Annotated in this window: 12 protein-coding genes and 1 pseudogene; 6 read left to right on the top strand and 7 right to left on the bottom strand. The window is 72.0% G+C overall.

Annotated features, from left to right (window positions below):
• Positions 1 to 6: 6 nt before the first annotated feature.
• On the bottom strand, positions 7 to 591 hold the full coding sequence (locus ACH4NX_RS17220) for a hypothetical protein (protein WP_351388816.1): 585 nt from the start codon (positions 589 to 591) through the stop codon (positions 7 to 9).
• A gap of 120 nt (positions 592 to 711) precedes the next feature.
• Positions 712 to 1,656: a MurR/RpiR family transcriptional regulator gene (locus ACH4NX_RS17215; RefSeq protein WP_351388818.1), complete on the bottom strand. Its 945-nt coding sequence runs from the start codon at positions 1,654 to 1,656 to the stop codon at positions 712 to 714.
• Between the two features lie 153 nt (positions 1,657 to 1,809).
• On the opposite strand from ACH4NX_RS17215, the gene ACH4NX_RS17210 reads away from it, so the two are divergent.
• Positions 1,810 to 2,244, top strand: a complete 435-nt coding sequence (locus tag ACH4NX_RS17210) for a hypothetical protein (protein ID WP_351388820.1) — start codon at positions 1,810 to 1,812, stop codon at positions 2,242 to 2,244.
• Positions 2,245 to 2,658: 414 nt separating this feature from the next.
• Here the strand turns inward: ACH4NX_RS17210 and ACH4NX_RS17205 are convergent, their stop codons facing one another.
• A complete protein-coding gene (locus tag ACH4NX_RS17205) occupies positions 2,659 to 4,047 on the bottom strand; it encodes a cystathionine beta-synthase (protein ID WP_398127650.1) in 1,389 nt (462 codons plus the stop codon).
• A gap of 237 nt (positions 4,048 to 4,284) precedes the next feature.
• On the opposite strand from ACH4NX_RS17205, the gene ACH4NX_RS17200 reads away from it, so the two are divergent.
• From ACH4NX_RS17200 to ACH4NX_RS17190, 3 genes are all read left to right on the top strand, one after another.
• A complete protein-coding gene (locus ACH4NX_RS17200) occupies positions 4,285 to 5,310 on the top strand; it encodes an SGNH/GDSL hydrolase family protein (RefSeq protein ID WP_351388823.1) in 1,026 nt (341 codons plus the stop codon).
• A 262-nt stretch (positions 5,311 to 5,572) separates the two neighbouring features.
• The gene (locus ACH4NX_RS17195) at positions 5,573 to 6,793 is read left to right on the top strand and encodes an acetyl-CoA C-acetyltransferase (RefSeq protein WP_351388825.1); all 1,221 of its coding nucleotides are present in this window, start codon (positions 5,573 to 5,575) and stop codon (positions 6,791 to 6,793) included.
• 283 nt (positions 6,794 to 7,076) lie between these two features.
• On the top strand, positions 7,077 to 7,886 hold the full coding sequence (locus ACH4NX_RS17190) for a hypothetical protein (protein ID WP_351388827.1): 810 nt from the start codon (positions 7,077 to 7,079) through the stop codon (positions 7,884 to 7,886).
• 62 nt (positions 7,887 to 7,948) lie between these two features.
• Here the strand turns inward: ACH4NX_RS17190 and ACH4NX_RS17185 are convergent, their stop codons facing one another.
• Positions 7,949 to 8,260 carry a hypothetical protein gene (locus tag ACH4NX_RS17185; RefSeq protein ID WP_351388829.1) on the bottom strand — a complete coding sequence of 104 codons (312 nt, stop codon included), beginning with the start codon at positions 8,258 to 8,260 and terminating at the stop codon, positions 7,949 to 7,951.
• Between the two features lie 103 nt (positions 8,261 to 8,363).
• Here ACH4NX_RS17185 and ACH4NX_RS17180 point away from each other — a divergent pair, with 103 nt between their 5' ends.
• Positions 8,364 to 8,594: a DUF4287 domain-containing protein gene (locus ACH4NX_RS17180; RefSeq protein ID WP_351388831.1), complete on the top strand. Its 231-nt coding sequence runs from the start codon at positions 8,364 to 8,366 to the stop codon at positions 8,592 to 8,594.
• Positions 8,595 to 8,710: 116 nt separating this feature from the next.
• Here the strand turns inward: ACH4NX_RS17180 and ACH4NX_RS17175 are convergent, their stop codons facing one another.
• The 3 genes and pseudogenes from ACH4NX_RS17175 to ACH4NX_RS17165 all read right to left on the bottom strand — a co-directional run.
• Positions 8,711 to 9,622 carry a Bax inhibitor-1/YccA family protein gene (locus ACH4NX_RS17175; protein ID WP_351388832.1) on the bottom strand — a complete coding sequence of 304 codons (912 nt, stop codon included), beginning with the start codon at positions 9,620 to 9,622 and terminating at the stop codon, positions 8,711 to 8,713.
• Positions 9,623 to 9,841: 219 nt separating this feature from the next.
• Complete coding sequence (locus tag ACH4NX_RS17170; RefSeq protein WP_351388833.1) at positions 9,842 to 11,035, bottom strand: 4-hydroxybenzoate 3-monooxygenase; 1,194 nt, start codon at positions 11,033 to 11,035, stop codon at positions 9,842 to 9,844.
• A 244-nt stretch (positions 11,036 to 11,279) separates the two neighbouring features.
• A pseudogene (locus ACH4NX_RS17165) lies at positions 11,280 to 11,753 on the bottom strand (ammonia channel protein); the annotation flags it as partial.
• Positions 11,754 to 11,955: 202 nt separating this feature from the next.
• Between ACH4NX_RS17165 and ACH4NX_RS17160 the strand changes: the two are divergent.
• Complete coding sequence (locus ACH4NX_RS17160; RefSeq protein ID WP_351389370.1) at positions 11,956 to 13,581, top strand: IS200/IS605 family accessory protein TnpB-related protein; 1,626 nt, start codon at positions 11,956 to 11,958, stop codon at positions 13,579 to 13,581.
• The last annotated feature ends 48 nt before the right edge of the window (positions 13,582 to 13,629 follow it).

Below are 13,629 nucleotides of genomic sequence, written 5' to 3'. Positions count from 1 at the left end.
ACGGGATCAGACCAGCGCCGCCTGTTTGCGCCGGGCGCCGCCCGGGGCCGCGTCGCCCGCCGCGATGCCCGTGCTGCGGTAGGCGCGGACGGCCTTGCCCGCCGGGCGGCCGGCACCGTGGGCGAGCCAGTCGACGCGGACCCACAGGAGGGCGTCCTCGGCCTGTTCCCGGCGGCCGATCCAGGCGGACTTCAGCCACAGTCCGGCGCCGCATCCCGCCATCAGCAGCCCGGCCGCGGCGGGGACGGCGAAGGCGCTGCCCAGGGCGGCGAGGAAGGCGAGGAGCAGCCACCAGCGGTGGCCCCGGCGCCAGTTGCGCAGGGTCACCGCGCGGTCCTGGAGTACGTCGTGCTTGCCGGCGTGGGCGGCCGAGCGGGCCAGGGCCGTGTACCGCCCGCGCCGCACGGTCGCGACGACCGCCGCCGCGACGATGAACAGCGCGGCGCCCGCCAGGACGCCGATCCGGCGTCCGGTCAGTCCCGGCACCAGCACCCCGATGCCCGTCGCGAACACGCCCAGCCACCACAGCGGTGCCGCCCCCGCCCTGACGACGACGGCGACCCGAGCCAGCCCCTGTCCTCCGCGCGCCACGTCCGGCCTCCTGTTCCGTTCTGCTTTCGCGAATCGTCTGAAGGGTGTGCGGCGAGGCAGGTTAACGGGAGAAAGTGAGACGAGTCTGAGAAGAAGGAGCGCCCGGGCCGGCACCTCGCCTCAGTCCACGAAGAGGCCCCGCGCCGCCGCCTTGGTGTCGAACTCCTCCAGCCGGGCCTGGGCGTCCGGCAGGTCGTCGCACATGACCTCGAGCAGCACCCGGCCGAGCAGCATCGGCGCGCAGGCGGTGTCGAAGGCGAGGCCGGTGCCGACGGCGGCGGGCAGCAGCAGGTCGGAGACCTTGGCGACCGGCGCGAAGGCGGAGTCGGCGACGGTCACCACCGTGAGCCCCGCCTCCTTGGCGTGGGCGAGCGCGTCGACGACCTCCCGCGGGTGCCGGGGAAGGGCGAAGCAGAGCAGGGCCGTCGCGCCCGCCCGGACCGCGGCGTCGATGCGGTCGTGGAGCATCGTGCCGCCCTCGCCCAGCAGCCGCACGTCCGGGTGGACCTTGGCGGCGAAGTAGGCGAAGCCGTGGGCCTGGGCCGCGGCCGCCCGCAGCCCGAGGACCGGCAGGGGCCGGCTGGCGGCGAGGGTCCGGCCCGCCTCCCGCACCGGCCCCGGGTCGGCCAGCACCTCCGCCAGGTGGCGCAGGTTCGCGATCTCGGCCGCCACGGCCTGCTGGTACTCGTTGCGCGAGCCGGTGTCCGCCACCGCTTCCGCGGGGGCGACCTCGCGCAGATGGCGGCGCAGCGCCGGGTACCCGTCGAAGCCGAGGGCGACGGCGAAGCGGGTCACGGACGGCTGGCTGACTCCGGCCAGCTCGGCCAGTTCCACGCTGGACAGGAAGGGCACGTCGAAAGCGCGCCGCACCATGCTGTGCGCGATGCGCCGCTGGGTGGGCGTCAGCCGGTGCCCCTCGAAGAGCGCCTGGAGCCGCACGGCCGGGCTGTCGGTCCCGCCGGTCCCGCCGCTCGGTGCGTTGTCGCCGCCGCGCTCGCTCGGCACGTCAGTGCCGCCGGCCCCGCTGCTCCCACCCGTCCCGCTGGTCCCGCTTGCCCCGCTCATGACGTGCTCCCCCTCGCTCTATTCACCATCCCCGAATTCTGCATACCGTTATACAGCGAGGTGGCGGCAGGCACGACGCCCACCGGTCGTCCCCCGCTCGAGACTGGGGCTATCCCCAGTGCCGCCGGCCCCCCGGCTGCCTACCGTGGGGGCATGACGGGAATGGACGCGCGGGACACCGACCTGAAGAAGGAACTCGACGCCACTCTGCGGACCCGCAGGGAGCTGGGCGAGGAGTACGAGTCCGCGCTGGTCGACTCGTTCCTGGAGAAGGTCGACCAGCGCATCGACGGAACGGTCGAGCGCCGGGTGCGCCGACAGCTCGCCGAGCAGCAGATGTCGGCGGCCCGGGACAGCCGTTCGCCGAAGCCCATGGACACCTTCGGCGAACGCTTCGGCTTCGGCATCGTCTCGCTGGTCCTGGCGATCCCGCTGTCCGCGATCGGCGGCGGCGTCGGCGACCTCCCCGGACTGCTGGTCGCGTGGGCGGGAATCGTCGGGGTCAACGTCGTCCAGGTGGCCCGGACCAACCCCGGCCTCTTCGGACGGCGCCGCCGCGCCGACAAGGACGACGCCTGGGAGGACTGAGGGAGGACCGAGGGAGGACCGAGGAAGCGGTGAGGAAGCGCTGAAGGAGCGCTGAGGCGGGTGCGGGGAGAAGACTGCGCGGGGACCGCCGCACCCCCATCGCTGGGGGGCGGGACGACGGCGGTCCCCGCGGTGGACGCGCGGTGCCGGGGCCTCACGGCCGGGGCGGCGCGTCCATGGCGTCCTTGGAGGTCCGGGAGCCGCTCCGGAAGTTCCTTGACGCCGTTCGGTGCCGGCGGGGCGGGGACCCTCCCCCAGTGCTGAACGCCTGGGAGGTACCTCCACCTCCCCTGCCGACAACCGCTACTCTGCCGGGCCCGTGTTAAGCGTGTGCTGCGCCGACGTGACGTGCGCGTACCACTTCCGCGAAGTCCGCGAAGCCCGCCTGGCTCCCCACCCGCTCGCCGCTGCCCGCTACTTCCCGCTCCTGGCGAGGAAGGACAGCAGGTCCTGACGGCTCACCACACCGGTGGGCCTGCCCTCGACGAGGACGATCGCCGCGTCCGCCGTACCGAGCACCGACATCAGGTCCGCGACCGGTTCGCCGGAGCCGACCTGCGGCAGCGGGGCCGACACGTGCTTCTCCAGCGGGTCCTCCAGCGAGGCGCGCTTGGTGAACAGGGCGTCCAGCAGCTCGCGTTCCACGACCGAGCCGACGACCTCGGCGGCCATCACGTCCGGGTGTCCGGCGCCGGGCTTGACGATCGGCATCTGCGAGACGCCGTACTCGCGCAGCACCTCGATGGCCTCGCCGACCGTCTCGTCCGGGTGCATGTGGACGAGGGAGGGGATGGAGCCGCCCTCCTTGTGGTTCAGCACGTCGGCGACGCGCGCGCTGGGGCCGGCGTCCTCCAGGAAGCCGTAGTCCGCCATCCACTCGTCGTTGAAGATCTTGCTCAGGTAGCCGCGCCCGCTGTCCGGGAGGAGTACGACGACCACGTCGTCCTCGCCGAGCCCTTCGGCGACGCGCAGCGCCGCGACGACGGCCATGCCGCAGGAGCCGCCGACCAGCAGGCCCTCCTCCTTGGCGAGGCGGCGGGTCATCTGGAAGGAGTCCTTGTCGGAGACGGCGACGATCTCGTCGGCCACCTCCTGGTCGTACGCCGTCGGCCAGAAGTCCTCGCCGACGCCCTCGACGAGGTAGGGGCGTCCGGAACCGCCGGAGTACACCGAGCCCTCGGGGTCGGCGCCGACCACCCTGACCGCGCCGTCGCTGATCTCCTTCAGGTACCGGCCGGTGCCGGAGATGGTGCCGCCGGTGCCGACACCGGTGACGAAGTGGGTGATCTTCCCCTCCGTCTGCTCCCACAGTTCGGGGCCGGTCGAGTGGTAGTGGGAGAGCGGGTTGTGCGGGTTGGAGTACTGGTCCGGCTTCCAGGCGCCCGGCGTCTCGCGGACCAGCCGGTCGGAGACGTTGTAGTAGGAGTCCGGGTGTTCGGGGTCGACGGCCGTCGGGCAGACGACCACCTCGGCGCCGTACGCGCGCAGTACGTTGATCTTGTCGGTGGACACCTTGTCAGGGCAGACGAAGACGCACTTGTAGCCCTTCTGCTGGGCCACGATCGCGAGGCCCACGCCCGTGTTGCCGCTGGTCGGCTCGACGATCGTGCCGCCCGGCCGCAGGGCTCCGCTCTGTTCCGCGGCCTCGATCATGCGCAGGGCGATGCGGTCCTTCACGGAGCCGCCCGGGTTGAAGTACTCCACCTTGGCCAGGACGGTCGCCCTGATGCCCTTGGTCACGCTGTTGAGCCGCACCAGCGGGGTGTTGCCGACGAGGCTGATCATCGAGTCGTGGAAATGCACCGTGGTCTCCGGATGCTGCAAAAGGTGTGGTCGCTATCGGTCCGGCCAGCCTATGGCCTGCCCGGCGGATTTCCGCCGTCCGCCCGGAGGGCGGCAGGCGGAAATCCGCTGGGCAGGCCAACGGCCTGCCGGCCCGGCCCATACCCCGTGACGGTCGTTCACTCCCCGTTGAGATTGGGCGACCGTCCGTACGGGGCAAGCACTGGGTGTACGGGTTGGAGGAGGTGGCGGCGACGTATGACGAGTATGTCGAGGGCGAGGGTGGCCCGGCGGATCGCGGCCGGCGCGGCGTACGGCGGCGGCGGCATCGGGCTGGCCGGTGCGGCCGCGGTGGGTCTGCTGCTGGCGGAGGTGCAGCTGGCCAGGCGCCGGGTGGGCATCGGGGGCCCCGACCGGGTGCCGAACGCGCGGGGGCTGTACGGCGGCTCCCTGCCGGTGGTCGGCGGGCCGCCCCTGCGGCTGATGATGCTGGGCGACTCCACGGCCGCCGGCCAGGGCGTGCACCGGGCCGGGCAGACGCCGGGCGCGCTGCTGGCGTCGGGGCTCGCGGCGGTGGCGGAGCGGCCGGTGGATCTGGGGTCGGTCGCGGCGCCGGGGGCCTGTTCGGACGACCTGGACCGGCAGGTGACGCTGGTGCTGGCGGATCCGGGACTGGTGCCCGACATCTGCGTGATCATGATCGGGGCGAACGACGTCACGCACCGGATGCCGCCCACCCGCTCGGTCCGGCACCTGTCGGGGGCGGTACGGCGGCTGCGCACGGCCGGCGCGGAGGTGGTCGTCGGCACCTGCCCGGATCTGGGCACCATCGAGCGGGTGCGGCAGCCGCTGCGCTGGGTGGCCCGGCGGGCCTCGCGGCAGCTGGCGGCGGCGCAGACGATCGGAGCGGTGGAGCAGGGCGGGCGCACCGTCTCGCTGGGTGACCTGCTGGGCCCGGAGTTCGCGCAGAACCCGCGGGAGCTGTTCGGCCCCGACAACTACCACCCCTCCGCCGAGGGGTACGCCACGGCCGCGATGGCGGTACTGCCGTCGGTGTGCGCCGCGCTCGGCCTGTGGCCGGCCGACGAGGAGCGTCCGGACGCGCTGCGGCGCGAGGGCTTCCTGCCGGTGGCGCGTGCGGCGGCCGAGGCCGCGGCGGAGGCGGGCACGGAGGTCGCGGCGGCGATGCCCACGGGCCCGCGGGGGCCCTGGGCGCTGCTCAAGCGCCGGCGGCGGCGCCGGGTGACGGAGCCGGAGCCCGCGAGGTCGGCGCAGCCGAGGTAGGCGGGGCCGGCACTCACCGGCGCCGGCGGGGTGCCGGTGCGCCCGTCCGTGCCGCCCTCAGCGGCGCGGACGGGCGCAGCCACGACGGCACCAAGCAAGCGCTTAGAAAGTTGCGGTCCATGTCACACACCCATACCCGTGACCCAGGCCATACGTCCGGGTAACTTCCCCAGCAGCCGCCCAACCCTCTCTTCCTCCCGCCACCCGACCACCAATCCCTCAACGAGGCGCTACGCGCCGCATCTTCTTCCTTGGAGCCGTGATGCCCGAAGCCGTGATCGTCTCAGCCGCCCGCTCCCCCATCGGCCGCGCCTTCAAGGGCTCCCTCAAGGACCTGCGCCCCGACGACATCGCCGCCACGATCATCCAGGCCGCCCTCGCCAAGGTTCCCGAGCTGGACCCCCGGGACATCGACGACCTGATGCTCGGCTGCGGCCTGCCCGGCGGCGAGCAGGGCAACAACCTCGGCCGGATCGTCGCCGTCGAGATGGGCATGGACCACCTGCCCGGCTGCACCGTCACCCGGTACTGCTCCTCGTCGCTGCAGACCTCCCGCATGGCCCTGCACGCCATCAAGGCCGGCGAGGGCGACGTCTTCGTCTCGGCCGGCGTCGAGATGGTCTCCCGGTTCGCCAAGGGCAACTCCGACAGCCTGCCGGACACCCGCAATCCCCTCTTCGCCGAGGCCGAGGCCCGCACCGCCGAGGTCGCCCAGCAGGAGGGCACCACCTGGCACGACCCGCGCGAGGACGGCCTCGTCCCCGACCCGTACATCGCGATGGGCCAGACCGCCGAGAACCTGGCGCGCGCCAAGGGGATCACGCGGCAGGACATGGACGAGTTCGGCGTCCGCTCGCAGAACCTCGCCGAGGAAGCCATCAAGAACGGCTTCTGGGAGCGCGAGATCACCCCGGTCACGCTGCCCGACGGCACGGTCGTCTCCAAGGACGACGGCCCCCGCGCCGGCGTCACCCTGGAGGGCGTCCAGGGCCTCAAGCCCGTCTTCCGCCCCGACGGCCTGGTCACCGCCGGCAACTGCTGCCCGCTCAACGACGGCGCCGCCGCCCTCGTGATCATGAGCGACACCAAGGCCCGGGAGCTGGGCCTGACCCCGCTCGCCCGGATCGTCTCCACCGGCGTCTCCGGCCTCTCCCCCGAGATCATGGGCCTGGGCCCGGTCGAGGCGAGCAAGCAGGCACTGTCCCGCGCCGGGCTGACCATCGACGACATCGACCTGGCCGAGATCAACGAGGCGTTCGCCGCGCAGGTCATCCCCTCCTACCGCGAACTGGGCATCCCGCTGGAGAAGCTGAACGTCAACGGCGGCGCCATCGCCGTCGGCCACCCCTTCGGCATGACCGGCGCCCGCATCACCGGCACGCTCATCAACTCCCTCCAGTGGCACGACAAGCAGTTCGGCCTGGAGACCATGTGCGTCGGCGGCGGCCAGGGCATGGCCATGGTCATCGAGCGCCTGAGCTGACCCCGCCGAGGGACCGTCGGTAGCCCCTCGCGGACCCAACGTGACACCACGGCCCGGAACCCCGCTCACCCCAGGGTTCTGGGTCGTTTTGTGACCCAATCTCCCCCAGGATGTGACCTACCTCTCCAGCACCCTTGATTTACGCAGGTCAGACCAGCCACACCCCCACCGCCCAGGCCCAAAGTCCTGTCCGCTTCGTGACGTTACGCACTGACAGACGGTTAGTCCGCCCTTCAAGCTGATGTAGGAAGTCGGGGGTCGACTTTGAACCGGGAGTACGTCAGTGAGCGCCATGCCGATCGCCCTGCTGCTCACCACGGCCGCCACCGGCGCCGTGGGCGTCGCCGTCCTGCGCAGCATCCTGGTGCTGCGCCGCCAGGTGGCGGCCCTGCGCACCGAGCTGGCCGAGAGCCGCGCCGCCGCCACGCGGGGCCGTGTACCCGCCGCCCGCGGCAGCGCCGACGCCGAGGAGATACGCGCCGCCGTCGCGGAGGCGCTCGCCGAGGAGCGCGAGCGGGAGCTCGCCGAGGCGCGGGCCTTCTGGGCGGCCCAGGACTCCAGGGACGTCTCGGACGCGCCCCTGCTGCTCGGCCTGTCCGACAGCGAGCTTTTCATGCCCCGCCAGGCCGACCTCGTGGGCCTGGAACCGGTGGCGGAACCGGGCACGGACACCGACGAACCGTCCTCGGTGGACGCGGTGGACGCGGGTCCCAGGGAGTCCGCCGAGCTGGCCGCCGCCCGCCGCCGGCACCCCTCGCACCCGGACTTCGTACCGAACCCGGCACCGGCCGTGGGCGACCACGAGCGCACCGTCGCCACCCTCGAGGAGCTGGCCGAGTCGAGCATCGCGCTGGCGGACGTCCGTCCGGGCCCGCTGGGCACGCTCGACGTGTACGTCTTCGCCGACGGCACCACCCTGTGCATGACCCCGGGGCACCGCGAGACCGCGGAGCGCCTGGCCGCCGCGCTGGGCGCGGGCAGGACGCCGTACCTGCTCGGCGGTTCGGGGATCTCCGGCGCCTACACGCTGACCTTCGCCTGCGGCGAGGAGAACGTGTACATCCTGGCGGACCGCGTCATCGCGTCCCTCTAGCCGCTTCCGCGGCCGCGCGGCGGCGGCCTGAGGGCCGCTGCCGGTGCGTCGGTCCGCGGCCGTCAGACCCCGGCCCGCTTGCGGGCCTCCTCCACCAGCCCCACCGCTTCCTCCACCTGGTCCTCGTCCGCCAGTACGAGGGCAAGGTCGTGTGCGGCGACGGCGATCTGGTCGGCGGCGGCGAACATCCCCGCGTCCGGCATCTCGCGCGGTTCCGTCCCCGGTTCCTCCACGAGCTGGGCGCGCCGGGCCAGCTCCCTGGCCAGCTCCAGCGCCTCGGCGGCGGCTCCGCGTTGCAGCCTGCTCTGCGGGGCGGCCCGCAACCGGTCGGCGAAGTCGTCCACGGCACGGGTCAAAGGCGTCGTATCAACCACGGCGCGAGCGTACGCGCCCCTCCGGGACTGTTGCCAACGGGCAAACGCTCAGGCACGGTGACCTGAAGGACCGGCTTACATCCCCTTTCGCCCGGAGGCGCCGATGTCCCACGTCTTCTCCGAGGAGACCCATCGCAACATGCTCGCCCGCATCCCCCACTGCACCGGTCGTGAGATCTCCGACTGGCTGCGCGCCGTCGAGGACGGCCCCTCCCTCTTCCGCTTCGAGGAGAAGGTCAGCTGGCTCCGTCACGAACACGACCTCGCGTACGGCCACGCGAAGGCGATCATCCACGAGTACGACCTGAGAAGGGCCGCGCGCAAGCTGCTCTAGGCGCGCCGTCCCCACGACGACGAAGGGCCCCGGGCTCGAAGCCCGGGACCCTTCGCGTACTCGTCACTACTGGTTCGCTACTGGCTCGCCACTGGTGCAGGTGCTGCCAGTCGTCGCTAATCGTTGCTGTTCAGGATCGCGATCAGCCGCAGGAACTCCAGGTACAGCCACACCAGCGTCAGCGTGAGACCGAAGGCGGCGAGCCAGGCCTCCTCGCGCGGGGCGCCGTAGGCCAGACCGTCCTCGACCTGCTTGAAGTCCATGGCCAGGAAGCAGGCACCGAGGATGACGCCGACGATGCCGAAGACGACACCGAGGGTGCCGCTGCGGAAGCCGAGGCCGTCACCGCCGCCGAAGACGGCGAACAGCAGGTTCACCATCATCAGGAAGACGAAGCCGAGCGCGGCCGCCATCACGAAGCCGTAGAAGCGGCGGTTGACGCGGATCCAGCCGGCCTTGTACGCGATCAGCACACCGGCGAAGACCGCCATCGTGCCGATCACGGCCTGCATGGCCGCGCCGTCGGCGATGCGGTTGTCGACGACGCTGGAGATGACGCCGAGGAAGACACCCTCGAACGCCGCGTACGTCAGGATCAGCGCCGGCGAGGCCTTGCGCTTGAACGACTGGACGAGCGCCAGGACCATGCCGACCAGCGCGGCACCGACACCGATACCGATGGAGCGGCCGAGGTTGGCGTCGTCCACGGGCAGCAGCGCCCAGGCGAGCGCGGCCGTCACCACGAGCACGCCGAGCGTGCTCGCCGTCCGGATGACGACGTCGTCCATCGTCATGCGGCCGGTGGTGGCCGGCGCCTGCGGCGGCGCGCCGTACTGCTGGTCCTGCTGTGCGTACGGGTTCTGCGCGTAGGGGTTGCCGGCGGGCTGGGCGTACGGAGCGCCCTGCGCGTACGGGTTGCCCTGCGTGGCGACGGCGGGGCCCCCGGCCTGCGGCGCGGCGTTGAAGCCCGCGTAGCCGTTGTCGCGGCTGAACCCCCGTCGCGAGAAGACCGGGTTTCTGCTCCTCATTTCACTCCTCCATGGCCACACGACGCAGCCTTGGCTCAAGAGTAATAGAACGGCAAAGGAATGACCCTACTGCTTGGGGAGGATCTTTCCCTCGCCTTGCCGCACAACACGCTACGCGGATCAGTGATTCCCCCCACGGGCGGGGTTGTGCGCGGGTCCGGGTACCCCTTGCCCGGTCGGTCACCCCATCGGATCACCGGTTCGGACCACCGGATCGGTTCACCCGATCGGGAACCCGGTGTAGGCCTCGGCGAGGTCGGTCTCGGCGGCGCGGGAGGAGGCGATCCGGTCGAGGCGGGCGAGTTGGAGCCGCTCCTCGAAGGGGGTGGCGTCGGGGGCGCGGTGCAGGAGGGTCGTCATGTCGTACGAGAAGCGCTCGGCCTGCCAGACGCGGCGCAGGCAGGTCTCGGAGTAGGCGTCGAGGAGGTCCTCGGAGCCGGTCCTCGTGCGATGGGCCAGCGCGCGGGCGAGGGTGACGACGTCCCCGACGGCGAGGTTGAGGCCCTTGGCGCCGGTGGGCGGCACGATGTGCGCGGCGTCACCGGCCAGGAAGAGGCGGCCGTGCCGCATGGGCTCGTGGACGTAGGAGCGCATGGGGGTGACCGACTTCTGGGTGATCGGGCCCCGGTTCAGGACCCAGTCGTCGTCGGTCTCGAAACGGCGTTCCAGCTCGGTCCAGATCTCCTCGTCGCTCCAGCTCTCGGCGTCCGTGCCGGCGGGTACCTGGAGGTAGAGGCGGGAGACGGACGGGGAGCGCATGGAGAGCAGGGCGAAGCCGCGGTCGTGGCGGGCGTAGACCAGCTCGTCGTGCGAGGGGGCGACGTCGGCGAGGATGCCGAGCCAGCCGAAGGGGTACGTCCGTTCGAAGGTGCGGACCGGTCCGGCCGGGACCGCCGCCCGGGCCACGCCCCAGAAGCCGTCGCAGCCGACGACGTAGTCGCACTCCAGGACCTCCTCCGCGCCCTCTGCGCCCTCGGTGCCGCCGCGCCGGAAACGGACGCGCGGGTGGTCGGTCTCCGCGCCCTCCACGGCCAGCGCCTCGGCCTCGAACAGCAGCGGGCCGCCGTCCTTCAGCTGGAGGGCGATGAGGTCCTTGCAGACCTCGGTCTGGGCGTAGACCATGACGGACCTGCCGCCGGTGAGCGCGGGGAAGTCGACGCGGTGGCGCCGCTTGGCGAACCTCAGCTCGATGCCGTCGTGGGGCAGGCCCTCGCGGTCCATCCGCTCCCCGGCCCCGGCCGCGCGCAGGACGTCCACGGTGCCCTGCTCCAGGATTCCGGCGCGCTGCCGCCGCTCGACGTAGGCGCGGTCGCGGCTCTCCAGGACGACCGAGTCGATCCCGGCGTTGTGGAGCAGCCGGGCGAGGAGGAGTCCGGCGGGGCCGGCCCCGATGATGCCGACGGTGGTGCGCATCGGTCGTTCCCTTCGATTGGCGTCGTTGCCGTCACGGTGGGCGATGAGTCCGCTCACCACACCTCTACTGTTCGCGTGGTGAAATTTCTTTCACCTCCGCTGCGCAGAGTTTCGGTCTCCCGCGCGCGGCTGTCAACGGGTGTGTGACGCGCTCCCGAGGATCGTGCGACGGCCCGACGGTCGAGGGACAGGCCGGGGACGGGCCGGCGGCGGTGTCCGGGGCACGCCGCCGCCGCCGGTCCCCTCATCCCTCCCGGTGGTCCCGCAGCAGCCGCTGGATCTCGGCCAGCGTCTCCCGGTCGGTGCCCCGGCCGCCGCCCGCGAGGGCGTCCAGGCGCTCGGCGGTGCGGAAGTCGTAGGCGCGTTCCTCGCCCTCGCCCGGTACGGCGTCGTACGTCTCCTCGGCGGCGAAGCCGACGACGACGTCCACGACCTTGGCGAGGATCCAGGTCAGGACGAAGGAGAACGCGGCCACGGCGAGGATGGCGACGATCTGCTTCCAGAGCAGGGAGCCGCCGCCCCCGTAGAAGAGGCCCTTCTTGCCGCTGACCTCGGCCGTGGCGAACAGGCCGACCATGATCAGGCCGACGAGACCGCCCGCGCCGTGCACACCGACGACGTCGAGGGTGTCGTCGACGTTCAGGCGGTACTTCAGGGTGATGGCGTACGCGCAGACGGCGCCGGCGACGAGTCCGGTCACCAGCGCGCCGGTGGGGTTGGAACTGCTGGCCGTTGAGGGCGCGTGAGTGTGTTCTGGCGTGTGTGAGTGAGTGTGGAAGCGTGGTTCGGAGGCGGGATGTTGCCCTGTGGCACCGCACCGAGGGAGGGAACGGGAGTCCGCCTGTCGAATGCGTGACCTTTGACGGGTCTACTCGTTTGGTGTGGTGAGCGGGTTTTCAGAGCTTGGCGGGGGGTGCATGGTGGGTGGTCTACGGAAGCTTGCGGCGCCGTTCGTCACGCTAGGCCCGTCGGGTGTGGCGGTCTGCACCCGGCTCAAGCAGCTCACCGCGGTGGACCTGGAGGTGCTGCGGCGGGTGGGCGCGCATCTGGGCACCCTGGCCTCCCGTGATCTGAAGGCACGCTGCCGGGATGGCCTGGACCACAATGCCGGGGCCTGGGCAGTGCGCAAGCGGGAACTGACACCGCAGTCGTCGGCTCGATGGGCGGGTGCGATCACGAAGGCCACACACGATCAGTGGGCCTTGGCCCGCCGCTGCGCCCGCACCCACATCCAGTCCCTTGAGGCGGGGGTACGGACGCTTCGGGGCCGGTTGTCGCTGCCGGTCGGGCAGAAGGGTTCGAAGAAGGCTCCGGGTGGTTACCGCAGTCGGCGGGAGTGGCATGCCAAGGCCCGCCGCCTGCGCGTTCTGGAGGACCGGCTGGAGCGGGCACGCGCCGACTGGGCGGCCGGGACCGTACACGTCGTCCGGGGCGGCAAGAGCCTGGCCCGCACCCGGCATCATCTGCCCGCCGCGCAACTGTCCGCCTCCCAGTGGCGTGCACGCTGGGAAGTGGCGCGGTGGTTCCTACAGGCGGACGGGGAGAGCGGGAAACGGTTCGGGAACGAGACCCTGCGCATCAGCCCGGATGGTGAGGTCAGTGTCAAGCTGCCCGCCCCGCTCAAGGAGTGGGCCAACGCCCCGCACGGCCGGTACGTCCTCACCGGCCGCATCCGGTTCGCGCACCGAGGGCAGGAATGGGCCGACCGGGTCTCGGCGAACAGGGCCGTCGCCTACCGCATCCACCACGACGCGGTCCGCGACCGCTGGTATGTGACGGCGTCCTGGCAGAAACCCGTCACCCGCACACCCCTGGCCACGGCACTGGCCGACGGGGTGATCGGGGTCGACATGAACGCCGGCCACCTCGCCGCCTGGCGCCTGGACACCCACGGCAACCCGGTAGGCAACCCCCGCCGCTTCACCTACGACCTCACCGGCACCGCACAGCACCGGGACGCACAGGTCCGCCACGCCCTGACCCGGCTCCTGCACTGGGCCCGGACCTGCGGGGTCAAGGCCATCGCCGTCGAAGACCTCGACTTCACCGCCGAGACAACCCGCGAGAAACACGGCGGCAGGAAACGGTTCAGACAGCTGATCTCCGGCATGCCCACCGGCCGGCTCCGCGCCCGCCTGACCTCCATGGCCGACCAGACCGGGATCACGGTCATCGCCGTCGATCCCGCCTACACCTCCCGATGGGGCGCCCAGCACTGGCAGAAACCCCTCACCAGCACCACCCGCAGGACAACCCGTCACGATGCCGCGAGCATCGCGATCGGGCGACGCGCCCAGGGCTATCCGGTCCGGCGTCGGACGGCACCGCCCCGCACCCACCAGAGTGATGGATGCGGGCATCGGACCGTCCAGGCCCCACCGGAGGCCTCTGGGCGTGAGGGACCCCGCCCCCGTATCCCCGGACCACGGACACGATCCGTGCCACCGGACGCAGCGAGAAAGCGGGCGACCAGGACACCCAAAACCGTTCGGGATGTCCGCAGTAGGCAGGAATGGGTCCAGCACTCACTCCTGCACACTGAATAGGAACGGTGATGGCCACCATGCTGGCTGTCCGGCCTGCCCACGCGTCAG

The sequence above is a fragment of the Streptomyces sp. NPDC017225 genome (assembly GCF_044331465.1).
Lineage (GTDB): Bacteria > Actinomycetota > Actinomycetes > Streptomycetales > Streptomycetaceae > Streptomyces.
This window is presented reverse-complemented; position numbering and strand designations above follow the sequence as displayed.